Annotated in this window: 14 protein-coding genes, 1 tRNA gene and 1 other RNA gene; 13 read left to right on the top strand and 3 right to left on the bottom strand. The window is 71.5% G+C overall.

Annotated elements, in window-relative coordinates:
* The first annotated feature begins 150 nt into the window (after positions 1 to 150).
* The gene (locus QK288_RS15135) at positions 151 to 1,407 is read left to right on the top strand and encodes a multidrug effflux MFS transporter (protein WP_281265101.1); all 1,257 of its coding nucleotides are present in this window, start codon (positions 151 to 153) and stop codon (positions 1,405 to 1,407) included.
* 147 nt (positions 1,408 to 1,554) lie between these two features.
* Positions 1,555 to 3,633, top strand: a complete 2,079-nt coding sequence (locus QK288_RS15130; protein WP_281265100.1) for a helicase HerA-like domain-containing protein — start codon at positions 1,555 to 1,557, stop codon at positions 3,631 to 3,633.
* Between the two features lie 57 nt (positions 3,634 to 3,690).
* Here QK288_RS15130 and QK288_RS15125 read toward each other — a convergent pair whose 3' ends face one another.
* Both QK288_RS15125 and QK288_RS15120 read right to left on the bottom strand, forming a co-directional pair.
* Complete coding sequence (locus tag QK288_RS15125; protein ID WP_281265099.1) at positions 3,691 to 4,245, bottom strand: hypothetical protein; 555 nt, start codon at positions 4,243 to 4,245, stop codon at positions 3,691 to 3,693.
* A gap of 233 nt (positions 4,246 to 4,478) precedes the next feature.
* Positions 4,479 to 4,563, bottom strand: a tRNA-Ser gene (locus QK288_RS15120).
* A gap of 123 nt (positions 4,564 to 4,686) precedes the next feature.
* Here QK288_RS15120 and pta point away from each other — a divergent pair.
* Both pta and QK288_RS15110 read left to right on the top strand, forming a co-directional pair.
* Complete coding sequence (gene pta / locus QK288_RS15115) at positions 4,687 to 6,813, top strand: phosphate acetyltransferase (RefSeq protein WP_281265098.1); 2,127 nt, start codon at positions 4,687 to 4,689, stop codon at positions 6,811 to 6,813.
* Between the two features lie 64 nt (positions 6,814 to 6,877).
* Complete coding sequence (locus QK288_RS15110) at positions 6,878 to 8,074, top strand: acetate kinase (RefSeq protein WP_281265097.1); 1,197 nt, start codon at positions 6,878 to 6,880, stop codon at positions 8,072 to 8,074.
* 111 nt (positions 8,075 to 8,185) lie between these two features.
* On the opposite strand, the gene QK288_RS15105 is transcribed toward QK288_RS15110, so the two are convergent.
* On the bottom strand, positions 8,186 to 8,860 hold the full coding sequence (locus QK288_RS15105) for an NAD(P)H-binding protein (RefSeq protein WP_281265096.1): 675 nt from the start codon (positions 8,858 to 8,860) through the stop codon (positions 8,186 to 8,188).
* A gap of 36 nt (positions 8,861 to 8,896) precedes the next feature.
* Between QK288_RS15105 and ffs the strand changes: the two genes are divergently transcribed.
* The 9 genes from ffs (at position 8,897) to QK288_RS15060 (ending at position 25,443) form a co-directional block, all read left to right on the top strand.
* Positions 8,897 to 8,993: signal recognition particle sRNA small type (gene ffs / locus QK288_RS15100), an RNA gene on the top strand.
* Positions 8,994 to 9,214: 221 nt separating this feature from the next.
* Positions 9,215 to 16,753 carry a choice-of-anchor G family protein gene (locus QK288_RS15095; protein ID WP_281265095.1) on the top strand — a complete coding sequence of 2,513 codons (7,539 nt, stop codon included), beginning with the start codon at positions 9,215 to 9,217 and terminating at the stop codon, positions 16,751 to 16,753.
* 162 nt (positions 16,754 to 16,915) lie between these two features.
* The gene (locus QK288_RS15090; protein WP_281265094.1) at positions 16,916 to 19,249 is read left to right on the top strand and encodes a DNA polymerase III subunit gamma and tau; all 2,334 of its coding nucleotides are present in this window, start codon (positions 16,916 to 16,918) and stop codon (positions 19,247 to 19,249) included.
* The gene (locus QK288_RS15085; protein ID WP_281265093.1) at positions 19,156 to 19,611 is read left to right on the top strand and encodes a hypothetical protein; all 456 of its coding nucleotides are present in this window, start codon (positions 19,156 to 19,158) and stop codon (positions 19,609 to 19,611) included. The genes QK288_RS15090 and QK288_RS15085 overlap by 94 nt, the downstream gene beginning before the upstream one ends.
* Positions 19,611 to 20,210 carry a recombination mediator RecR gene (gene recR / locus QK288_RS15080; RefSeq protein ID WP_144763514.1) on the top strand — a complete coding sequence of 200 codons (600 nt, stop codon included), beginning with the start codon at positions 19,611 to 19,613 and terminating at the stop codon, positions 20,208 to 20,210. The genes QK288_RS15085 and recR overlap by 1 nt, the downstream gene beginning before the upstream one ends.
* Positions 20,211 to 20,355: 145 nt before the next feature.
* Positions 20,356 to 21,618 (top strand): aspartate kinase, encoded by a 1,263-nt coding sequence (locus tag QK288_RS15075; protein ID WP_281265092.1) that lies wholly within the window; start codon positions 20,356 to 20,358, stop codon positions 21,616 to 21,618.
* Positions 21,619 to 21,629: 11 nt separating this feature from the next.
* Positions 21,630 to 22,685 (top strand): aspartate-semialdehyde dehydrogenase, encoded by a 1,056-nt coding sequence (locus QK288_RS15070; protein ID WP_281265091.1) that lies wholly within the window; start codon positions 21,630 to 21,632, stop codon positions 22,683 to 22,685.
* 96 nt (positions 22,686 to 22,781) lie between these two features.
* Positions 22,782 to 24,269: a malate:quinone oxidoreductase gene (locus QK288_RS15065; RefSeq protein ID WP_281265090.1), complete on the top strand. Its 1,488-nt coding sequence runs from the start codon at positions 22,782 to 22,784 to the stop codon at positions 24,267 to 24,269.
* A 37-nt stretch (positions 24,270 to 24,306) separates the two neighbouring features.
* Positions 24,307 to 25,443 (top strand): Rv2578c family radical SAM protein, encoded by a 1,137-nt coding sequence (locus QK288_RS15060; RefSeq protein WP_281265089.1) that lies wholly within the window; start codon positions 24,307 to 24,309, stop codon positions 25,441 to 25,443.
* Positions 25,444 to 25,491 lie beyond the last annotated feature (48 nt).

Raw genomic sequence — 25,491 nt, 5'->3', positions numbered from 1 at the left:
CACCGTGTCGACCACGACGACACGCGGCAACGAACGGCGACGGATGCGGCGCGTGCGGACCCGCCCCTAGGATGGTTCCGCGGACGAATCGATTCGATCGATCCCGCGATCACCTCTCCCCACCACCCCTCATCGTCGAAGGACTCTGCCGTGACCGCGCCCGCGACCACTGGTTCGCTCACCGTCATCCTCCACCCGGGAGACTCGCTCTCCCGCGCCCAGCGCCTCGTGTACGTGTTCGTGCTCGGTGCGCTGACCGCGCTCGGGCCGTTCACGATCGACCTGTACCTGCCGGCGTTCCCGTCCCTGAAGGACCAGTTCGGGGTCACCGACGGCGCCGTGCAGCTCACCCTGACCGCGACCACGATCGGCTTCGCGTTCGGCCAGCTGCTCGTCGGCCCGTGGAGCGACAAGGTCGGTCGCCGACTGCCGCTCATCATCGCCACGACGGTGCACATCGCGGCGTCGATCTGCGCGGCGATGGCGCCGAACATCGAGGTGCTCGCCGTCTTCCGCGTGCTGCAGGGCATGGGTGCTGCTGCCGGTGGTGTGGTCGCGATGGCCACCGTCCGCGACCTGTTCGGCGGCAAGCCCCTCGTCCGGATGCTGTCCAGGCTCGCGATGGTGAACGGCCTCGCGCCGATCCTCGCGCCGCTCATCGGTTCCCAGATGCTGCGGTTCGTCAGCTGGCGTGGGATCTTCGTGTTCCTCGCCTGCTACGGCCTGGCCGTCGTGATCGCGTCGATCCTGCTCATCGTGGAGACGCTGCCGCCCGCCCGTCGGCACGAGGCCGGCCACTCGACGATGGGGCAGCGCTACCGCGCCCTGTTCTCCGACCGGATCTTCGTCGGGGTCGCACTCATCGGGGCGATGGTCTTCAGCGGGCTGTTCTCCTACCTCAGCGCGTCGCCGTTCCTGTTCCAGGACGTCTTCGGGTTGGACGCCCAGCAGTACGGGCTGCTCTTCGCGGTCAACTCCGTCGGTGTCGTCGTCGGGGTGCAGATCTCGTCGCGGATCGCGCAGCGCGTCGGACCGCAGTGGATCCTGGCGTGCTCGACCGCGACGCTCTTCCTGGCGGCGGTCGCGATCATCGTGCTCGACCTGCTCGGCGCCGGGCTCGTCGGTGTGCTCGTCCCGCTGTGGTTCTTCATCGCGGCCTGCGGGTTCTCGTTCCCGCTCGTGCAGGTGATCGGCCTGGCCGCCCACGGCAAGGAGGCGGGGACCGCTGCCTCCGTGCTCGGCGCCCTGAACTTCGGGGTCGCCGGGCTCATCTCGCCGATCGTCGGATGGCTCGGCATCTCGCAGGCTGCGCCGATGGCGGCCGTGATGGCGTGCACCTCGGCGGTCGCGATCGTGCTGCTGTGGGCCGTCGTGCGCCCGCGGACGGTGCCGGCGCTCACCCACTGAGTGTCGCCGGTCGGAGAGGCGGCGCTGCGCTCCCGCGGTCGACTCGGAACGACGAGATCGATGTCGTGCGACGACGATCTTGTCGTTCTGGATCGGGGTTCCCGCAGGACCGTACCGCGGCGGCGCACGCGTCCATAGGCTGTGTCCATGAGCGACGTGGTGGAGCAGGCACGGGCCGCAGCCGAGGCAGCGCGGGCAGCAGCGGAAGAGGCACGACGCCTCGCGGACGAAGCAGCGGCGCGTGCCGAGGAACTCGCGAAGGCGCTCGAGCAAACGGCGCTCACGCCCGATGCAGAGCCCGCGGTTGCCGAGTCCCCGGCTCCCACCGGTCAGGAGGCCCCGCTCACCCCGGACGCGGAGCCTCCGCTGGCGGCCGACCCGGCTCCGGAGCCGGTTGCCGTGACACCGCCGGCCGCCCCGGTGACCGGCGCCGAGCCTCCCGTCGGAGCGACCGTCGGGGCGACCGTCGGGGCAACCCTCGGGGCGACCGCCGAGGCGGAACCGGGTGGCGCCCCGAGCGGGCCGCTGGGTGAAGCGTCCGTCGCGGCGATCCGCGACGGCTACACCGTCGACGGCAGCGCCCTCGAGCTCGGCGCCCTGGTCAACGGCGACCCCCTGCCGGACGTGCAGGTGCGCATCCCACTCGGCATGCTCAACCGGCACGGCCTGGTGGCCGGCGCGACCGGGACGGGCAAGACCAGGACCCTGCAGGTGCTCGCCGAGCAGATCGCCGCGAACGGCGTCCCGGTGTTCGCCGCCGACATCAAGGGCGACCTGTCCGGGCTCGCGGTGGTCGGGACCGGCAACGAGAAGCTGTTGGCACGGACCGCTGGCATCGGCCAGGACTGGACCCCGGCGGCGAGCCAGGCGGAGTTCTACTCGCTCGGCGGGCAGGGCACCGGCGTGCCGATCCGGGCGACCGTCTCGGGCTTCGGGCCGCTGCTGCTGTCGAAGGTCCTCGGGCTGAACGACACGCAGGAGTCGTCGCTCGGGCTGGTCTTCCACTACGCCGAGCGGGCCGGGCTGCCGCTGGTCGACCTGTCCGACCTCCGGGCCGTCCTGACGTTCCTGGTGAGTGACGAGGGCAAACCGGAGCTCGCCGAACTCGGTGGGCTGTCGAAGCAGACGGCAGGCGTGATCCTCCGCGAGCTCATCACCTTCGCGGACCAGGGGGCCGACCAGTTCTTCGGGGAGCCCGAGATCGACACGCAGGTCTTCCTCCGGACCGCCGCGGACGGCCGGGGGATCGTGAGCCTGCTCGAGGTACCGGGGGTGCAGGACCAGCCGGAGGTCTTCTCCACGTTCCTGATGTGGCTCCTCGCCGACCTGTTCAACGAGCTGCCGGAGGTCGGCGACCAGGACAAGCCGAAGCTCGTGTTCTTCTTCGACGAGGCACACCTGCTCTTCAGCGGCGCCTCGAAGGACTTCACCGAACAGATCGTCCGCACGGTCCGGCTGATCCGGTCGAAGGGCGTCGGGATCTTCTTCGTCACGCAGACCCCGAAGGACGTCCCGAACGACGTGCTCGCCCAGCTAGGCTCCCGCATCCAGCACCAGCTCCGGGCGCACACCCCCGACGACGCCAAGGCGCTGCGGGCCACCGTGTCGACGTACCCCACGAGCGAGTACGACCTGGGGGAGGTCCTGACGTCGCTGGCCACCGGCGAGGCGATCGTCACCGTGATGAACGAGAAGGGCGCACCGACCCCGGTGGCGTGGACGCGCCTCCGCGCGCCGCAGGGGTCGATGGACCCGATGCCGTCGGCCGAGATGGAGGCACGGGTCGCCTCGTCCCCGCTCCTCGCCACCTACGGCACCCGCGTCGACCCCGACTCGGCGCACGAGATGCTGGCCCGTCGGATGGAGGCGGCTGCCGCGCAGGCTGCTGCCGCGGACGCACAGGAAGCCGCGGCCGCCGCTGCGGCTGAGGCGGAGAAGGAAGCCGCACGCGCCGCGGCCACCGCCGCGAAGGAGGCCGCGGCGCAGGCGAAGCAGGAAGCACGCGATCGGGCAGCGGCACAGAAGGAGTACGAGCGGACGCAGCGCGAGTTCGAGAAGGCGGAGCGGGCTGCGCAGACCCGACGGTCACGGAGCACGTCGTCGCGGACGTCGACCTCGCGGAAGGCGGACGACCCGCTGTCCGAGCTGCTCGGTGGCGGGCTCGGCGGCTCGATCGCGAAAGAGGTGGTGCAGGGGATCTTCTCGACCCTGCGTCGTCGGCGGTAGGTCGTCCGGGCGCTCGGCGCTCGGCGCTTTTGTGCGTCGGGCGACCCTGCGTCGGCGTCAGCGTCGGCGGGTTCGGACGGCGGGGTGGCGTCGGCTGAACTCGCGCGTGGACAGCGGACGTCCGAGCTCGGTCACCTGCACGCCGAGACCGTCGACGATCTGCTCGAGACCGGTGTCGCCCCACACGTCGGCCCGCATCCGGAACAGGCGCGTGCCCTCCGCGTCGAGCGCGACGAGCTCCCGCGAGGTGCGATCGACGGAGCTGCCGAACGTCGTCGCGAGCACCACGCCCGCAACGGTTTCACGGGCGACGGTCCAATGCGGGGTCAGCACGCCGCGCACGGTGACGCCGTCGGGACCGAGGCCGACGAACGCCGACCGCAGGCGGATGAACAGGAGACCGACCAGGCCGCCGATAACGACGACCACGCTGGCGACGACGGCCCAGATCTGCAACGGGAACGACACCCACACCAGTGCGACGGCCAGGGGCACCGCCGAGAAGACGATGCTCAGCGCGGTGGAGCGGACGAGTGCAGCCCGTGGCCGGACCAAGACGTCGTACGTCCCCCGGTCCGTGATCGCCGTCGCCGGCGCCGTCGTTTCCCCCACCACTGCTCTCCTCGTCCCCGCGGCCCGTCCGTCCCGGGCGTGCCGCGGAGTCAGCCTAGAGGACTCGCGGGTATCGGCGACAGGTCTGTCCACCCCTTCGGTGGCAGTCCTTGGCGAACGGGGTGCAGCGGGGTCCCCAACGTGGGGGACCGGTGACGTGTCAACCCGTCGGATCCCCTCACGAACGCCGAAAGCGCACGGTCCGTTCGGACACGTGCGCTTTCGGTTCGGTGCGGAGAATGGGGGATTCGAACCCCCGAGGGCTTGCACCCAACACGCTTTCCAAGCGTGCGCCATAGGCCACTAGGCGAATTCTCCTGGCGCCATCTCTCGATGACGACACCCCATGGTACAGGTCTTGCGGGGTGTGGATGACCACCCCGCTCTACAGATCCTTCGCTCCCAGATGTCGTGACATGTCCGACGGCTACCCTGGGAAGCGTGTCGACCCGCATCTACATCACGTCAGCAGAAGGACACACGGGCAAGAGCACGGTGGCGCTCGGTGTCCTCGAGACCCTCGCCCGCACGGTCGGACGCGTCGGCGTGTTCCGGCCGGTCGCCCGCTCCGTGGACGAACCCGACTACGTGCTCGAGCTCCTGCTCCAGCACAGCGGTGCGAACCAGTCCTACGAAGACGCCGTCGGGGTGACGTACGACGACGTGCACGCGGACCCGGACGCCGCGCTCGGCACGATCGTCAGCCGGTTCGCCCAGGTCGAGCGCCAGTGCGACGCGGTCGTGGTCCTCGGCTCGGACTACACGGACGTGGGGAGCCCGACCGAACTCTCGTTCAACGCGAAGGTCGCCACGAACCTCGGCGCTCCCGTGCTCCTGGTGCTCGGCGGCCGGGACTCCGCCGAACGTGGGACCCGCACCCCGGCGGACATGGCACAGGTCGCGGACGTGACCACGAGCGAACTCCGCGCGGCGCACGCGCAGCTGCTCGGCGTCGTCGTGAACCGCGCGGACCCCGATGCCCTCGCGGCGATCTGCGACAGCGTCGCCGGTGCGGTGCACGACGACCACCCGGACGTCCCGGTGTGGGCCATCCCCGAGGACGCCGTGCTCGTCGCACCGACCGTACGGGCCCTGCTCGCCGCCACCGGGGCGACGCTCGTCCGCGGGGACGACGCGCTCCTCGACCGTGAAGCACTCGGCACCGTCGTCGCGGGCATGAGCATGGAGAACGTGCTCCCGCGGCTTATCGAGGGCGGCATCGTCGTCGTCCCGGGGGACCGCAGCGACGTCCTCATCGCCACGCTGCTGGCGAACCAGTCCGACACCTTCCCGAGCCTCGCCGGCGTGATCCTCAACGGCGGGTTCGAGACCGCGCCGCAGATCACGCGGCTGCTCGAAGGGCTGTCGAGCTCGCTGCCGATCGCCACGAACGACCTCGGCACGTACGACACCGCGCTCCGCATCACCCAGACGCGCGGTCGGCTCGCCGCGGACTCCCCGCGGAAGGCGGACCTCGCGCTGTCGCTCTTCGAACGGCACGTGCAGGCCGACGAACTGCTCGCCCGGCTGCAGGTCACCCCGTCGGGGGTGGTCACACCGCTGATGTTCGAGCACGGCCTGCTCGACCGGGCCCGGGAGCACCGCAAGCGCATCGTCCTGCCGGAAGGCGACGACGACCGGATCCTCCGTGCCGCCTCGACCCTCCTGCAGCGGCAGGTGTGCGAGCTGACGATCCTCGGCGACCCCGCGGCGATCCGGGCACGCGCGACGGAACTCGGCCTGGACCTCGACGCCGCGAACCTCGTGTCGCCGTTCGACCCGGAGCTCCGCGAACGCTTCGCCGAGGAGTACGCGAAGCTCCGTGCGCACAAGGGCATGAGCGTCGAACTCGCCCGCGACACCGTGACCGACGTCTCCTACTTCGGCACGATGATGGTGCAGCTCGGCCTCGCCGACGGCATGGTCTCCGGTGCGAAGCACACGACCGCGCACACCATCCGACCGTCGTTCGAGATCATCAAGACCCGTCCGGACACGTCGATCGTGTCGAGCGTGTTCCTGATGGCGCTCGCCGACCGGGTGCTCGTCTACGGCGACTGCGCGGTGATCCCCGACCCGTCGAGCGAGCAGCTCGCGGACATCGCGATCTCGTCCGCCGAGACCGCGACGCAGTTCGGCATCGACCCGCGCGTGGCGATGCTCAGCTACTCCACGGGCGACAGCGGCTCGGGCGCGGACGTCGACAAGGTCCGCGCCGGCACCGCCTTCGTGCGTGAGCGCCGACCCGATCTGCTGGTCGAGGGGCCGATCCAGTACGACGCCGCCGCCGACCCGACCGTCGCGAGCACGAAGATGCCGGACTCGCCGGTCGCCGGCCGCGCGACGGTGTTCATCTTCCCGGACCTCAACACCGGCAACAACACCTACAAGGCCGTGCAACGCTCCGCCGGCGCCGTCGCGATCGGACCGGTCCTGCAGGGGCTGCGGAAGCCGATCAACGACCTCTCCCGCGGTGCGCTCGTCAGCGACATCGTGAACACGGTCGCGATCACCGCGATCCAGGCCGGCACCGCGGCACAGGCCGACCTGGCGCCGACCGCCGCCTGACCACCAGACCCAGCCACAGCCTCCCGTCCGGCCGCACCCGGCCACCCATGAAAGTGAGCCACCAGTGACCGCTGCCCTCGTCGTGAACTCCGGATCGAGTTCGTTCAAGTACCAGCTCATCGAGCTCGACGGCGAGCGCACGCTCGCGTCCGGGCTCGTCGAGCGCATCGGCGAGTCCACCGGTGCGTGGAAGCACACCAACGCGCTGACGGGGGAGTCCTCCTCGAACGACGCCGCTCGCGTGCCGGACCACGCAGCGGGGTTCCAGGCGATGATCGACGCGTTCGCGAAGGTCGGACCGTCGTTCGACGAGCACCCGCCGTCGGTCGTCGGACACCGGGTCGTGCACGGCGGGACGACCTTCGACAGTGCGACGGTCGTCACGGACGACGTCGAGCGCCAGATCGAAGAGCTCTCGAGCCTGGCACCGTTGCACAACCCGGCGAACCTCGAGGGGATCCGCGCGGCGAAGCAGGTCTTCTCCGACGTGCCGCACGTGGCCGTCTTCGACACCGCGTTCCACCAGACGATGCCGCCGCACGCGTACACCTACGCGATCCCGGCCGACCTCGCGGCCGAGTACGGGATCCGCCGGTACGGCATGCACGGCACCAGCCACAAGTACGTCTCCGAGCAGGCGGCGGTGTTCCTCGACCGGCCGTTGTCCGAGCTCAAGACGATCGTGCTGCACCTCGGCAACGGGGCCTCTGCCGCCGCGATCGACGGGGGCCGGTCGATCGAGACGTCGATGGGACTGACCCCGCTCGAGGGCCTCGTGATGGGCACCCGCTCCGGCGACCTCGACCCCGCCGTCCTCATCCAGCTGCACCGTCAGGCCGGTCTGTCCTTCGACGAGCTCGACGACATGCTCAACAAGCGCTCCGGGTTGCTCGGGCTCACCGGCAACGGCGACATGCGTGACGTGCAGGCCGCTGCGATCGACGGCGACGAGACCGCAGAGGCGGCGCTCGCCGTCTACCGGCACCGGATCCGTCGGTACGTCGGCGCCTACACCGCCCAGCTCGGCGGGCTCGACGCCGTCGTGTTCACCGCGGGCGTCGGCGAGAACAACGCGCTGCTCCGCCGACGCGTCCTCGCGGGGCTGGAGCACCTCGGGATCGAGGTCGACAACGACCGCAACGAACTGCACTCGAAGGAGGCGCGACTGATCTCGACCGATTCCTCTCGCGTCGCGGTGCTCGTGATCCCCACGAACGAGGAGCTCGAGATCGCCCGGCAGTCCGCCGCGGTCGCGCTGTAGGGGAGTGCTGCGTCACGCGGGTGGGGCCTGCGCGTGTGGTCCGCGAAAGCGACAGGGTGCCGCGGAACTTCCGCGGCACCCTGTCGCTTTCGCGGGAGAGACGGCGGATCGTCAGCTGATCGCTGCCAGCGCCGCCGGGATCGGGGTGTTGCCGCTCGTGACCTCGAACTGCACGCCGACCGCGGAGTCGTCGAGGAGCGCGTGCAGCACGACGGCGGCGACGTCGGCACGGGGGATCGATCCTCTGGGGACCGTGCTGCCCACCGCGATCGTGCCCTGCGGCGGGGTGTCGAGCAGGCCACCTGGTCGGACGATCGTCCACCGCATGCTCCGCGCCCGCAGGTCGGCGTCCGCCTCGGCCTTCGCGCGGAGGTACACCTGGAACACCGCGGCGTCGTCCTTCGCCGGGACGACCGCGAGCTCCGGGTCGTAGGTGTCCGCGGCCATCGCCGACACCATGACGTACCGGTCGATCCCCGCCCGTTCGGCGGCGTCAGCGAGCAGAGCGGCGGCGTCGCGGTCGACGGAGAGCTTCCGTTCCGCACCGCTGCCCGGGCCGGCACCGGCGGCGAAGACGACCGCGTCGACACCGCGGAGGCGGAGTGCGAGCTGGTCGTCGTCGAGCTGCTCGAGGTCGGCGACGATCGCGGCTGCGCCGGTCTGCTCGACGTCCGACACGTGGGCGGGGTTGCGGACGATGCCGATGGCCTCGTGTCCGGCTTCGGTGATCAGGCGGGCGAGGAGCAGGGCGATCTGGCCGTGTCCTCCGGCGATGGCGATCTTCATGGTTCGATCGTGCTCCTCGTGTCCGGTAGACTGCTTGGCGGCTCCTCACGTGACGCCATCCAGGCCAACTCCCCCAGGGCGGAAACGCAGCAAGGGTAACCGGGCTCTGGCGGGTGCGTGAGGAGTCTTTTTCGTGTCCGCGCGGGGAACGCGGGGACCAGGTAACCGGGGCAGCGTCGGATTCACGCGGGGTGCGTGAGGAGTCTTTTTCGTTCTGGGATGCGCATCCAGCCTGAACGTGTGTCAAGATCACCCTCAGGAACCCCCAACCAGGGTTCCTGCCCTCACCGGCTCACCACCGGCGGGGATCCGAGGATCAGGTGGCGGGCATGCCCGCCAGGATGAGGAACACACATGCGCAAGCACGTGTCGCTCCGTGGTACCCGCGTACCCACCGGAGCCGGCGATGGCACACGACAGACCACTCCAGGCCGACGGGAACGCCGACGGGAACACCGACGGCGAGCACCAGGCGGTGATCGGCTGCTGCTCCGCGGCGGCGTCGTCGCCACCGTGACCGCCCTCATCGCCGCGACGGTCGCGATCCAGCCGGCCGCCGCCGCGCCGAGCGACGTCGCGGAGAGCGAAGGCGTGCTGCTCGGCGGGTCCGGGCTGGTCGACGCCGACGCCGTCGTGCAGTTGGCCGGTGCCTACTCCGCCCGTGGTGCGACATCCGGCGGCGGGACCACGAGCCAGCCGGTGGACGTCACGGCGCTGAACGCGGTGAACGTCAACCTCGGCAACGACATCAACCTGCTCGGGTCGAACGGCATCCTGACCCTCGGGGCGGCCGGTCAGTACGCGACGTCCTCGGCGTCCGGCGCGACCGGGTCGTCCGGGCTCATCACCGGCAACGGCGGCATCGGTGTCGGCAACGGCGCGAACGGGTCCGGCGCCTCGCTGAACCTCGACCCGCTGCTGTCCCGCGTCGGCGCGAACTCCAGCGTCCTCGCCGACGGCCGACTCGAGGTCGGTGCGCTCGCCTCGACGATCTCCGCGACGCGCGGCACCTCGGTCGGGACGACGAGCGACTACCAGATCGCCGGCGCGAAGCTGAACCTGCAGAGCCCGGCGGTGTCGGGGCTGACCACGTCGCTCCGGAGCGACCTCCGGACGTTCTCGTCGGGCGTGAACTCCACCATCGGCGCGAACGGCGCACTCTCCGGCATCACCGGGCAGCTGACCACCGGGCTCACGGGCGCGCTGTCGTCACTCGGCCTGATCTCGCTGAGCGGGACGACGGCACAGGCGACCGTGAACCTGAACCTGGACGACACGCTCACGCAGGTGCTCGCCCAACCGCTCACCTCCGGGGCCGTCACGATCACGCCGGCCACCGGCGCGGTGTCGGTCGACCTCGACCAGCTCACCGCCCTGAACGGCCAGCCGGCGAACACCCCGGTGCTGACGCAGCAGGCGGTCACGTCGATCAACACGGCGATCGCGGACATCCTCGAACGCCAGCTGCCCTCGGCACTGCAGACCGCCGTCGTGAACGCGATCAACTCGACCGCGATCTCGATCCGCGTCACCGCGAACGCCACGCTCGCCGGACTGCCGATCACGGGGCTCACGCTGAACGTCGCCACGACCCTCGGGCAGCTCCTCGGCACGGCGGCGGGGACCCCCACGGTCACGGCGTCCGGGCTCACCGGCGCCGCGCTCGCGCCGCTCCTGACACCCGTCGTGAACACCACCCTCATCCCGCTCGTGCGCGGGGTCGTCGGCCCGCTCCTCACGGGAAACGCGATCACGACGCTCGGACAGACCCTCACCACGACCACCACCGCGGTGGCGAACCTGCTGTCACCGGCGGTTCTGCTGCTGCGCCAGGTCATCGACCTGACCGTGAACGCGCAGGACACCACGACCGGGTTCCGTGACCCGCGCGGTACCGACGCCGGCGCGAGGAGCGTGCACGCCCTGCGGCTGTCGATCCTGCCCGGTGCGAACGTCGCCACCGTCGACCTCGCGACGTCGACGGTGCGTGCCAGCGCGGTCGCTCCGGTGACGATCGCCACGCCGACCGCGAACCAGCAGTTCAGCGTCCCGTCCGCATCGTCGACCAGGTCCGTCACCGTCAGCGGTGCCGGCGAACCCGGGGCGACCATCGCGGTCGACCTCGGTGCCGGCCGGACGGGAACCGCCACGGTGGCCGCGAACGGCACGTGGACGACCTCGATCGCGGACGTACCGACCGGTGACCACACCGCGACGGCGACGCAGACCGTCGGCGGTGCGACGGCGGGGACCGCCACGCAGCCGTTCTCGGTCGTCGCGCAGCAGGCGCTGACGATCACGACACCCACCGCCGGGCAGACCTTCACCATCACGGGTGCCTCGGCCCCGGTGACGCTCACCGGCACCGCGACCCCGAACTCCACGGTGGCCGTCGACCTCGGCGGCGGTCGCACCGGCACCGGCACCACGGACGGCTCGGGCGCCTGGAGCGTCACCGTCCCAGGTGTCCCGGCGGGCAGCTACACCGCGAGCGTCACACAGACCGTCGGCGACTCGACGTCGAACGCGGTCACCCGAGGGTTCCGGGTCGTGCAGGCCGCCGGTCTGACGGTCGCGACCCCGACCGACGGGCAGGACTTCGCGGTGGCCGGCGACGGCACGCGCGACGTCCCGTTCTCCGGCACCGCCCAACCCGGCGCGACGGTCGCCGTCGACGCCGGTGACGGCCACACCGCCAGCACCACGGCCGGCGCCGACGGCACCTGGTCGACCACGGTCACGGGGATCCCGGCCGGCGACCACACCGCGTCGGTCACCCAGACGGTCGGCGGATCGACGAGCGACCCGGTCGAGCGTGCGTTCTCGGTGACCGCGGCAGCGGCACTCACGATCACCACACCGACCGACGGCAGCGTCATCACGGTGGCCGACGCATCGTCCACCACGCCCGTGACGGTGAGTGGTTCGGCGGCACCGGACGCCCGCGTCTCGGTCCGGATCGGCGGTGCGTTCACGGCGATCGTCACGGCGGACGACGACGGCGACTGGACGACGACGTTCCAGGGCGTCCCGGTCGGCGGCCGAACCGTGACAGCGACCCAGACCGTCGGCGGCACCACCTCGGCCGCGGTGACCTCGACCTTCTCCGTCAGCGCCGGCGACCCGCTCGTGATCACAGCCCCGGCGGACGGCGCCGTGGTCACGGTGCTCGCGGGCACCACGACGGACCTCCCGGTCTCCGGGACCGCCGAGGCCGGCGCCGACGTCGCGGTCGACCTCGGCGGCGGCCGGACCGCGTCCACGACCGCTGACGACGACGGCGACTGGTCGGTCACCGTCGACGACGTCCCGGTCGGCCGGTACACGATCGCGGCCACGCAGACCGTGAACGGCACCACCTCGCCGGTGCTCCGGCAGGTGGTGACCGTGCGGGCAGCAGCGGCGCTCGCCGTGACCGCGCCGGCGCAGGGTTCGACGACCACGGTCGCGCAGGACTCCTCGACGATCGACGTCCCGGTGACCGGGACCGCCGAGCCCCGCGCCGACGTCAGCGTCGTGGTCGACGGCGGGACTCCGGTCTCCACGACCGCGGACGACAGCGGTGCGTGGAGCGTCACGCTGCCCGACGTCGGGACCGGCGACCACACCGTGTCCGTCACGCAGACCGTCGGCGGACAGACCTCTGCCGCCGTCGACCGGGACTTCTCGGTCGAAGCCGGAGACGCCCTGACCATCGACACGCCGACCGACGCGCAGGAGGTCCCCGCGGGCGGCGACGGCACCGCCGGCGTCATCGCGAGCGGCACCGCCGAAGCCGGAGCGACCGTCACGGTCGTGTTCGACGACGGTGACCCGATCACGGTGACGGCAGGAGCCGACGGCCGCTGGACGGCTCCGGCGACGGGCAGCACGACCCTTGGCATCGGCAGCCACACCGTGAGCGCCACGCAGACCGTGAACGGTACCGACGGTCCCACCGTGGAACGGGACTTCACCGTGGTGCCCGGTCGTGCCATCACCATCGACACCCCGCCGACCGGCTCACGGTTCGTCGTGGTGGACGCGGACGCGAGCGCGGACGTGACGATCACGGGGACCGCGGAGCCGGGTGCGGACGTCTCCGTGTCCGTCGGCGGCAGTACCCCGCTGACGACGACCGCCGACGCCACGAGCGGGGCGTGGACCGTCACGGCCGAGGGGCTCGCGCCAACCGGCACGTACACGGTGAACGCGACGCAGTCGATCGAGGACGTCGAGACGAGCGCGCTCCCGACCACCTTCCAGGTCGTGACCGCGTCGCCGGTCCGGATCACCGCACCGGGGGCCGACGCCACGACGGTCGTCGCAGGACCGGACGTCACCACCGACGTCACGGTCTCCGGCACGGCGCAGCCGGGGGCGACCATCACGGCAGGGACCGACGGTGCCGACGACCAGAGCACCACGGTCGGGGCAGACGGCACCTGGTCGGTCACCTTCCCCGGCCTCGGTGTGGGGGAGCACCCCGTCTCGGTGACGCAGACGATCGGCGACGCCACGTCGAGCCCCGTCGACCGCACCGTCCGCATCGAGGCGGCCGACCCCGTCACCGTCACCGACCCGGCGGCGGGTGACGTCCTGTACGTCGTCGGCGACGACGGCACCCGTGACGTGACGGTGCGCGGCACCGCCGCGGCGAACGCACCCGTCACGGTGCGGCTCGGCGAGGACGAGGTCACCACGACGGCGAACGGCGACGGCGACTGGACGGTCACGTTCACCGACGTCGGTGTCGGTGTGGTCCCCGTGACCGCCACCCAGACCGTCAACGGCACCACTGCCTCCAGTCCGGACCGCACGGTCGACGTCCGGGCCGCGGACGGCGTGGTGATCGACGCGCCGACGGACGGCCAGCAGCTCACCGTCGCGGACCCGAGCGGGACGGCCGACGTGCGTGTGGCCGGGACCGCGCAGGCGGGCGCCGACGTCACCGTCACGCTGTCCGACGGTTCCACCCACACGGTCACCGCCGGCGACGGGGGCGACTGGGAGTGGACCTTCGCGGACAAGCCGGTCGGCGACTACCGGGTGACGGCGACCGAACGCTTCGACGGTCAGACGTCGCCCGCTGCGAGCGTCGGCGTGTCCGTCGTCGCCGGGGCGGCACTGACCGTCACCGACCCGGCCGGCGCCACCCGTGTCACCGTGGCCGACGGTGACGCGACGACCGACCTCGACTTCTCCGGAACCGGTGCACCCGGTGCGACGGTCACCGTCGACCTCGGTGCCGGCGGGTCGGCGACGGCGACGGTCGACGACGACGGTGACTGGGCGGCAACCGTCGAGGGGATCCCGACCGGGTCCTGGACGGCATCGGTGACCCAGGCCCTGAACGGCACGACGAGCGCGGCGGTCGAACGACCGGTGTCCGTCGTCGCTGCCGCCGACCTGACGATCCGCCAGCCGGACGCCGACGAGCCGATCACGGTCGCGGACGCGGACCAGACGACGACCGTGACGGTCGCCGGTGACGCCCAGCCGGGTGCCACCGTGTCCGTGACGATCGACGACCGCGACCCGGTCGACGTCACCGCCGGACCGGACGGAACGTGGACGCTCGACGTCGACGGCCTGGGTGTCGGCGACCACGACGTCAGCGTCACGCAGACCGTGGGCGGATCGACCTCGACGACCCCCGTCGAGTCGACGTTCACCGTCGAGGCCGGTGCGCCGGTCGTGGTGACGACGCCGGAGACCGACCAGGAGTACACCGTCGCCGACGACGACGCCACGACCACCATCACGGTGCGCGGCACCGCCGAACCGGGCGCGACCGTGGTCGTCGACCTCGGCGGCGGACGCAGCGAGTCGACCACGGCCGGGACGGGCGGCGCGTGGAGCGTCGACGTGGCTGACGTGGGTGCCGGCGACCCGGTCGTCAGCGTCACGCAGCGCATCGGCGACACGGAGTCCGCTCCGGTCACCGTGCCGATCCACGTCGTCGTCGCCGACCCGATCACGATCGCGACCCCGGTCGCCGACTCGACGATCCGGGTGGCGGAGGACGACCAGACCACGACGGTCACCGCGACCGGCGCCGCCCAGTCGGGCGCCACCGTCCGGGTCACGCTCGACGACGGCGACCAGCAGACGGTCACCGCGACGGACGCCGGGACGTGGTCGGTCGAGTTCGACGGCGTCGGGACCGGCCAGCACACCGTGCGGGCCACCCAGACGACCGGCGGCTCGACCTCGGCACCGGTGACCTCCCGCTTCACCGTCGCCGGAGCGACGACGCTCGCGATCGACGCCCCGGCGGCGGGGTCGACCATCACGTTGCCGTCGGGCACCACGGGTGCGGACGTCGTCGTGAACGGCAGCGGCCAACCGGGCGCCACGGTCCGCGTCGTCGTCGACGGGCGCGACCCGGTCGAGACGATCGTCGGTCAGGACGGCCGCTGGACGACCACCGTCGACGGACTCGGCGAGGGAGACCACACCCTGTCCGTGACGCAGGTCGTGAACGGCACGACGTCCGATCCGGTCGGCCGTGGGTTCTCGGTCGCGATCGCCGACGCCGACGCGATCGTCGTCACGTCGCCGGCAGCCGGGACGGCGTACCGGGTGCTCGGCGGGTCGACCGACGTCACCGTCACCGGAACGGCCGCTCCGGACGCACCGGTGTCGGTCACGATCGACGGCGGCACGCCGGTCACGACCACGGCGAACGGCGACGGGGCCTGGACGGTCACCGTGCCGGGTGTCGGGGAGGGGCAGCACACGATCCGCGCGACGCAGACCGTCGGCGGCACGGACGTCACCGCTCCGGAGGTCGGCTTCTCGGTCGTCGCCGCGACGCCGGTCTCGGTGACGAGTCCGTCGGACGGTCAGGTCGTCCCGACCACCGGCGGCAGCGTGTCCATCCCGGTGAGCGGCACCGCCGAGCCCGGGGCCACCGTGACCGTCGACATCGACGGCACCACGGTGACCACGACCGCGGGGACCGACGGGTCGTGGACCGTCACGGTGGGCGACATCCCGCCGGGCGACCACACCGTGTCCGTCACCGGGACGGTCGGCGGCCGGACCTCCGACCCCGTCACGAGCGGGGTGACGGTGGTCGTCGCCGAACCGGAGGACGTGGTGATCACCTCGCCGGTCCCCGGCCAGCTGATCCCCGGCACCGGGGCGGACGACACCGGGTCCTTCACGGTCACGGGCCACGCCACACCGGGTGCCACGATCACGGTCACGCTGTCGACCGGGCAGGTGCGCACGACGAGGGCCGACGCGAACGGCAACTGGAGCGTCAGCTTCGACCGCGTCCCGGAGGGACGCTGGACGATCCGCGCCGTGCAGACGGTGAACGGCACGAACAGCACCGCTCCCGAGGTCCCGATCGTCGTCAGAGCGGTCGACCCGCTCGCGGTCACCTCGCCGCCGTCCGGGTCGCACCGGACCGCCGGCAGCGACGGGTTCGTCGACTGGCCCGTGACGGGTACCGCCGAACCCGGCGCGACGGTGACGGTCACGGCGGACGGAGGCGACCCCGTGACGGTGACGGCAGGGACGGACGGGACCTGGCGGGTCGTGCTGCGCCTCGCGGTCGGCACGCACCGGATCACGGCGACCCAGACGGTCGACGGCGCGACGTCCGAGCCGCAGGTGTGGACGATGATCGTCGACGCAGCGGTCGACCCGGGCGGCCCCGGCACGCCGGGGACCCCGGGAGCCCCCGGCGCACCCGGTACGCCGGGCCTGCCCGGATCGGGCCCCGGGAACGGCTCCGGCAGCGCCGGCAACGGCTCGGGCAGCACCGCAGGTGGTCTCGCCTTCACCGGTGCCGACGTCGCCCCGCTCGCCGGGGCAGCTGGAGGCCTGGTGGTCCTCGGGTTCCTGCTGCTCGGCCTCTCCCGGCTGGCGCGCGGCATCCGCCGCCGCAACCAGGGGTAGGTCGGCACCTCCCGCAGCGCGCCTCCCGGTCGTCGTCCTGACGGCCGGGAGGCGCGGTGCCGTCCACGCACGCACCCGGCGTCACGACGTGGTCGGGTCCACCCCGAGTGGCGGCTCTCCACACCGGCCCCGGCTGTCGGTCGTCCCGGCTACCCTTGTCGCGTGGTCACCGCCCTGTATCGCCGTTACCGGCCTGAGAACTTCGCCGAGCTCATCGGGCAGTCGCAGGTCACCGACCCGCTGCGCACCGCGCTCCGGACCAACCGGGTCAACCACGCGTACCTGTTCAGCGGCCCGCGCGGCTGCGGCAAGACGACGTCGGCCCGCATCCTGGCGCGCTGCCTCAACTGTGCGGAAGGCCCCACCGACACCCCGTGCGGCGTCTGCCCGAGCTGCGTCGAGCTGGCGCGCGGCGGCAGCGGATCGCTCGACGTCATCGAGATCGACGCCGCCAGCCACAACGGTGTCGACGACGCCCGTGACCTCCGCGACCGGGCCGTGTTCGCGCCGGCTCGTGACCGCTACAAGATCTTCATCCTCGACGAAGCGCACATGGTCACGCCACAGGGCTTCAACGCGCTGCTGAAGCTCGTCGAGGAACCGCCGGAGCACGTCAAGTTCATCTTCGCGACGACCGAACCGGAGAAGGTGATCGGGACGATCCGGTCCCGCACGCACCACTACCCGTTCCGCCTGGTCCCACCGGCGGCGATGCTCGAGTACGTCGAGCAGCTCTGCACGCAGGAGTCCGTGTCGGTGGCGCCCGGTGTGCTGCCGCTGGTCGTCCGGGCCGGCGGCGGCTCCGTCCGCGACACGCTCTCGCTGCTCGACCAGCTCATCGCCGGCAGCGAAGACGGCGCGATCGCGTACGAACGTGCGGTCGCCCTGCTCGGGTACACCGACAGCGCGCTGCTCGACGACGTGGTCGACGCGCTCTCGGTCGCCGACCCTGGTTCCGCCTTCGCGGCGATCGACCGGGTGATCCAGACCGGGCAGGACCCCCGACGGTTCGTCGAAGACCTCCTCGAGCGGCTCCGCGACCTCATCGTCGTCGCCGCCACCAACGAGAGCGCCGGGGCGGTGCTCCGCGGCGTCTCGCCGGAAGAACTCGACACGATGACCCGTCAGGCGGGCGTGTTCGGCGCGAACGGGCTGTCCCGTGGTGCCGACATCGCGAACCGCGCCCTCACCGAGATGACCGGCGCGACCTCGCCGCGCCTGCACCTCGAGTTGATGATCGCGCGGATGCTCGTCCCCGAAGCCGACGACACGCAGCGTGGTGCGCTCGCACGGGTCGAGCGGCTCGAGCGCCGGGTCGGTGTCGGCGACGCCGGTGGACACCAGGGTGGCCCGGAAGCCGTGCCGTCCGGGTCAGCCGTGGCAGCTCCCCGCCCGGCCCAGGCTGCTCCGACCGCCCAGGCTGCACCGTCCGTCCAGGCGGCTCCGGCGGCGCAAGCCGCTCCGGAGCAGCGCCGTCCCGAACCCTCGACCACGCCGGCTGCTGCACCGCGTCGCGCCGAACCCGCGCCGGTCGAGGCCACGCCTCCGACCAACGCCGCGCAGGACGCGGCTGCGTCCTGGGCGGCCGTCGCACCGGGGACACCCGAGGCCGCGCCTGCACCCGCACCCGCACCGAGCGCTCCGGAACCGGACGGACACGCATCGGCGTCGTCGACGGGCATGGGCTCCGTCATCGGCACCGAGCCCGCGATCCAGCCGATCGCCGCGGTCGGGCTGCAGCAGATGCGGGACGCCTGGTCGCAGGTGCTCGAGCACGTCCAGCGCGCGAAGCGGTCGGCGTGGACCGTCGTCCAGCCGGCGCAGGTCACCGCCCTGCGGGACGACGTCCTCACGCTGACGTTCCCGAGTCAGCAGGACGTCGCCTCGTTCAAGGAGATGTCCGACCCGGCGACCAGCGTCAGCGAACTCGTCCGGGCTGCGATCATCGACGTGCTCGGGTTCCGCGTGAAGTTCGTCGCGCGTGGTCCCGGAGGTGCCGGTGGTCCTGGGGGAGCCCCACAGCGTCCGGCCCCGCGCCAGGACACGCCGACATCGCCCGAGCCCGCCTCCGCTCCTGCTGCGTCGGCCCGGCCCCGGCCGCTCCTGCTGCGTCGGCCGCTGCGCCATCCGAGCCGACATCGTCCCACACGGACCGGGCGCAGCCGGCGCCCGCGTCGGCGGCGCCGTCCTCGGCGCCGCGGTCACCAGTGCAGACCACGAACGCCGACACCGACACCCCTGCACCGGCTTCGGCACCCGCCGCGGAGACCGCCGCAGCGCGCACACCCGAGACACCGGCGCCGTCGGGCCCGGTCACCGAGTGGGCCGTCGCGACCATCCCGGCGACGGACCCCACCGTCGGTGCCGTCCCGGACGACGTCGAACCGACCTGGGCCGCACCGATGGGCTCGATCGGTCCGGACGACACCGTCGCTCCCGCCTCGACGCCCACGTCGGGACCGGTCGCCGAGACCCAGGCGGCCCTCGACGCCCTGAAGGCCGGCGGCCGTGGGCCCGTCTCGCAGCCGGCACCGGCACCGGCGGCGCCGGACGTCCCCGTCGACGACTACCCGCTGGACGACGAACCGTTCGACGACGGCGCACCGTTCCCCGACCCGGGGCCCGGCGGAGCACCGGCGCGGAACCCCCAGACCCAGACCGCGCCCGCACCGGCACCGGCACAGGCACCGGCACAGGCACAAGCGCCTGCACCGGCCCAGGCACCCGCGGCACCCGCACAGCAGGCGGCTCCGCAGGTCCGTCGCCCGCCCGTTCCCGGTCGGTACGGCGAGGCCGTCGTGCGTGAGATCCTCGGCGCGCAGTTCATCGAGGAGACCTCCCTGAGCGAGGGCATCTGATGTACGACGGCATCGTGCAGGACCTCATCGACGAGTTCGGTCGTCTGCCCGGCATCGGTCCGAAGTCGGCACAGCGGATCGCCTTCCACATCCTCCAGAGCGAGTCGTTCGACCCATCACGGCTGTCCGAGCTCCTGGCCGACGTCAAGGAGCGGGTGCGCTTCTGCGAGATCTGCGGCAACGTGACCGAGTCGGAACGGTGCAGCATCTGCCGCGATCCGCGACGCCAACCCGCCGTGATCTGCGTCGTGGAAGAAGCGAAGGACGTCGCCGCGATCGAACGCACCCGCGAGTTCCGCGGGCTGTACCACGTCCTCGGCGGCGCGATCAGCCCGATCGACGGCGTCGGCCCCGACGACCTCAGGATCCAGCAGCTCATGACCCGGCTCGCGGACGGCACCGTGGAAGAGGTGATCATCGCGACCGACCCGAACCTCGAGGGCGAAGCGACCGCCACCTACCTCAGCCGCCTGCTCGTGCCGATGGGCATCCGCACGACCAGGCTCGCGTCCGGCCTCCCCGTCGGCGGCGACCTGGAGTACGCCGACGAGGTCACCCTCGGGCGCGCCTTCGAGGGGCGCCGGCTCGTCGGGGGCTGAACCGCGTCACCGCGGTGCCGCGCGGGCATCGTCACGCACGATCGTTGCGTGGACACCCGCTCACACGCAACATCCCCGAAACACCCCCTACCATTGTGGAAGCCGCGCATCGTCGCGGAACCGTCGTCCCCAGGAGTACCTACCCGTGGCCTTGATCGTGCAGAAGTTCGGTGGATCGTCCGTCGCGAACGCCGAGAGCATCAAGCGCGTGGCCAAGCGGATCGTCGAGACGAAGAAGGCGGGGAACGACGTCGTCGTGGCCGTCTCCGCCATGGGCGACACCACCGACGAACTGGTGGACCTCGCGCACCAGGTCACCCCGATCCCGGCCGGCCGTGAGCTCGACATGCTCCTCACCGCCGGGGAGCGCATCTCGATGGCGCTCCTGGCGATGGCGATCAAGAGCCTCGGCGTCGAGGCCTCGTCGTACACGGGCAGCCAGGCAGGCATGCTCACCGACGCCCAGCACGGCAAGGCCCGCATCGTCGACGTCACCCCGAAGCGCGTGCGTGAGGCGCTCGACGCCGGCCACGTCGCCATCGTCGCGGGCTTCCAGGGCTTCAACCGCACCACGGGTGAGATCACCACTCTCGGACGCGGCGGCTCGGACACGACGGCCGTCGCCCTCGCAGCCGCCCTCGACGCGGACATCTGCGAGATCTACACCGACGTCGACGGCATCTTCTCCGCCGACCCCCGTGTCGTGCCGAAGGCCCGCAAGATCGACCGCATCACGAGCGAGGAGATGCTCGAACTCGCAGCCTCCGGTGCCAAGGTCCTGTACATCCGTGCCGTCGAGTACGCCCGTCGGCACGGCGTCACCCTCCATGTCCGCTCGTCGTTCAGCAACGTCGAGGGAACCATCGTCTACAACCCTGCAGAGGGGGAAACCGTGGAAGAACCGATCATCACCGGCATCGCCGGAGACCTCTCCGAGGGCAAGATCACCGTGGTCGGCGTGCCCGACCAGCCGGGCAAGGCGGCCGAGATCTTCACGATCGTGGCCCGCGCCGGCGCGAACATCGACATGATCGTGCAGAACGTGTCAGCCTCGAACGGGCGCACCGACATCTCGTTCACCCTCCCGAAGGACCAGGGCCAGAGCGTCCTGACCGCACTCGGCGTCGCGAAGTCGGAGATCGGCTTCGAGGGGATCCAGTACGACGACCAGATCGGCAAGCTCGCCCTGGTCGGCGCCGGGATGCGCACGAACGCCGGCGTCTCCGCCGAGCTCTTCCGCGCGCTGCACCAGGCGTCGATCAACATCGAGATGATCTCCACGTCGGAGATCCGCATCTCGGTCGTCACCCGCGCCGACACCCTGAACGACGCCATGCGCGTCGTCCACCAGGCGTTCGGTCTCGATGCCGACAACGAAGCCGTCGTGTACGCCGGCACCGGCCGCTGAGAGGAGCAGCCATGTCCCAGGAGCTCACCGTCGCCGTCGTCGGCGCCACCGGCCAGGTCGGCGCCGTGATGCGCCGCCTGCTCGAGGAACGCGACTTCCCCGCCACCTCGGTCCGCTTCTTCGCGAGCGCCCGCTCCGCCGGCACGACGCTGTCGTTCCGCGGGCAGGACGTCGTCGTCGAGGACTCCGAGACCGCCGACCCGTCGGGCATCGACATCGCGCTCTTCTCGGCGGGGGCCACGGCCTCCCGCGCCCTCGCGCCGAAGTTCGCCGCAGCGGGCGCGCTCGTGATCGACAACTCGAGCGCCTGGCGGATGGACCCCGAGGTGCCGCTCGTCGTGAGCGAGGTCAACCCGCACGCGATCGAGACGGCGCAGAAGGGCATCGTCGCGAACCCGAACTGCACCACCATGGCGATCATGCCGGTGCTCAAGGTCCTCGACGCCGAGGCGGGGCTCCGTCGTCTCGTGGCGACGACCTACCAGGCGGTGTCGGGCAGTGGGCTCGCCGGCGTCGACGAACTCCTCGGGCAGGCCAAGGCCGCGCTCGAGCAGGACACCGCTCGTCTCACCCACGACGGCAGTGCGGTCACGTTCCCCGAGCCGGTGAAGTACGTCCGCCCGATCGCCTTCGACGTGGTCCCGCTCGCCGGGAGCATCGTCGACGACGGCCTGGGAGAGACCGACGAGGAGAAGAAGCTCCGCAACGAGAGCCGCAAGATCCTCGAGCTGCCCGACCTGCTCGTCGCCGGGACCTGCGTGCGCGTGCCGGTGTTCACGGGGCACTCGATCTCGGTGAACGCGGAGTTCGAGCGGACCCTCACGCCGGAGCGCGCGACGGAGATCCTCGCGAGCGCTCCGGGGGTGGAACTCTCCGACGTCCCGACGCCGCTGCAGGCCGCCGGGCAGGACCCGACGTTCGTCGGCCGCCTCCGCGCCGACCAGTCCGCACCAGAGGGCCACGGCCTCGCGCTCTTCGTGAGCAACGACAACCTGCGGAAGGGCGCAGCCCTGAACGCGGTGCAGATCGCGGAGGTCGTGGTCGCGCGTCGCGCGGTCGCCGCGTAACCAGCAAGACGGAGGGGAGGCTCGTGGCGGATCCGCCACGAGCCTCCCGTCCGTTTCCTTGGTCGCCTTGTCAGCGCACGCCGGTAGGATCGTCGGGTGGCAGTGAAGCAGGTGGAACCGATCGACGTCGTCCTCATCGGGGGTGGCATCATGAGCGCCACGCTCGGCGCACTGATCCACCGGCTGGAGCCGAACTGGAAGATCCGCGTGTACGAGCGTCTCGGCAGCGTCGCGCAGGAGTCGTCGAACCCGTGGAACAACGCCGGGACCGGCCACTCCGCCCTCTGCGAGCTGAACTACACGCCGGAGCTGCCGGACGGCCGGGTCGACATCGCCAAGGCCGTCGTCGTGAACGAGCAGTTCCAGGTCTCGCGCCAGTTCTGGTCGTTCCTCGTCGAGACCGGCGCCCTGCCGGACCCGAAGAACTTCATCAACCCGACGCCGCACATCTCCTTCGTCTGGGGTGCCGACAACGTCGAGTACATGCGTGCCCGCTACGAGGCCATGAAGGACCATCCGCTCTTCGCCGGGCTCGAGTTCAGCGACGACGCCGAGCAGATCCGGAAGTGGGCACCGGCGCTCATCCCCGGTCGCAAGAAGGACCAGCCGATCGCGGCGACGTACTCCGCGGCAGGCTCCGACGTCGACTTCGGGTCGCTGACCCGCCAGCTGTTCGACCAGCTCGAGGTGGACGGCGTCGAGTTCGAGGCGAACCACCAGGTCACGAACATCAGCCGCGGCAAGGTGTTCGGCGGCTGGGCGCTCGACGTCCTGAACGAGGTCGGTCGTTCGAAGCAGTCGATCGCCGCGAAGTTCGTCTTCGTCGGCGCCGGCGGCGGTGCGCTGCACCTGCTGCAGAAGTCCGGCATCCCGGAGATCCGCGGGTACGGCGGCTTCCCGGTGTCGGGGGAGTTCCTGCGCACCGACGACCCCGAGGTCGTCCAGAAGCACTCGGCGAAGGTCTACGGCAAGGCGAGCGTCGGCGCGCCCCCGATGTCCGTGCCGCACCTCGACACCCGCATCGTCGACGGCAGTGCATCGCTGATGTTCGGCCCGTACGCCGGGTTCAGCCCGAAGTTCCTGAAGCAGGGGTCGCTGTTCGACCTGGTCCGGTCGATCCGGCCGCACAACCTCCGCCCGATGCTCAGCGTCGCGTTCTCGAACTTCGACCTGGTGCGCTACCTGATCGGGCAGCTGCTGGCGTCGAAGTCGACGAAGTTCGACGCCCTGCGTGACTTCATGCCGGCGGCGCAGCCGGAGAACTGGCACAAGATCATCGCCGGGCAGCGCGTGCAGGTCATCAAGCCCGACAAGGACAAGGGTGGGGTGCTGCAGTTCGGGACGGAGGTCATCACGGCCGCCGACGGCTCGATCGCCGGGCTGCTCGGTGCGTCGCCGGGTGCGTCCACCGCCGTGCCGATCATGCTCGGACTGCTCCGCAAGTGCTTCCCGGACCGCTGGGACCGCTGGGAGGACGCGGTCCGCGTGATGGTCCCGACCTACGGCAAGGACCTCGGCGACGACGCGCAGCTCGCTGACGAAACGCTCGAGCGTACGGCGAAGGTACTGGGCCTGCACCACTGACCTTGCCATCTGTTCGAACGTGTGTTCGAATGGCTGCATGCGGTGGGACGGACAGGCGATCGACGCGTCGGGCAGCGACATGCTCCCCGGGCTCGAGTCGAACAGCGGGTTCGTGCGCAGTGTCACCACGCCCGAGTTCGCCGGCGTGACCTTCCACGAGGTCCTCGCGAAGTCCGCCCTGAACCGTGTCGGCGCGATCGACGGCGGTACGTGGGGGATGACCATCAACCCGTACCGTGGGTGCTCGCACGCGTGCGTCTACTGTTTCGCGCGTCCGACGCACACGTACCTGGAGTTCGACGGCGGCTCGGACTTCGACCAGCAGATCGTCGTGAAGACCAACGTCGCCGACGTCCTGCGGCGTGAGCTCGCGAAGCCCACCTGGGACCGCCACCCCGTCGCGCTCGGCACCAACACCGACCCGTACCAGCGGGCAGAGGGCAAGTACCGGCTCATGCCCGGCATCATCGGCGCCCTCGCTGACTCGGGGACGCCGTTCAGCATCCTGACGAAGGGCACGCTCCTGCGTCGGGACATCCCGGCGCTCGTCGCGGCGTCGGAGCGGGTCCCGGTCGACCTCGCCATGTCCATCGCGGTGTACGACGACGAGCTGCAGCAGTCCGTCGAGCCGGGCACCCCGACGACGACGGCACGGCTCGCCACGGTGCGGGCAGTACGAGACGCCGGGCTCTCGTGCTCGGTGTTCCTGATGCCCGTGCTGCCGTTCATCACCGACACGAAGGCGCACCTCGACGACGCGATCGGCCGCGCGGCGGCTGCCGGGGCCACCAGCGTCATGTACTCCGCGCTCCACCTGAAGCCCGGCGTCAAGCCCTGGTACATGGACTGGCTCGCGCGCACGCACCCGGACCTCGTCGGCAGGTACCGGTCGATGTACCTCGACAACACCTACCCGCCGAAGGACTACCGACGGTGGCTCGGCGAGCGGATCCGCCCCATCATGCGGGCGCACGGCGTCGGTCTCGGACGTGTGGATCCGGCGACGGGCTCGATGGGGTTCTCCGTGGACGGCCCGGGGAGCGACCGGGCGGCGGGGGTCTCGCCGCTCAAGCGCGCCGATCCGGGCTGGGAACGTGGGCTCCGGCAGCAGGCGCTCGCACCCACCAGGTCCCGGGTGCAGGGCATCACGAACGGGGTGCCGACGCTCTTCTGACATCCGCTCGGTGCGCGTTCGGGGGACAGCAGGGGTGCAGCCATGCCC

It is taken from the genome of Curtobacterium sp. 9128 (assembly GCF_900086645.1).
Classification (GTDB): domain Bacteria; phylum Actinomycetota; class Actinomycetes; order Actinomycetales; family Microbacteriaceae; genus Curtobacterium.
This window is presented reverse-complemented; position numbering and strand designations above follow the sequence as displayed.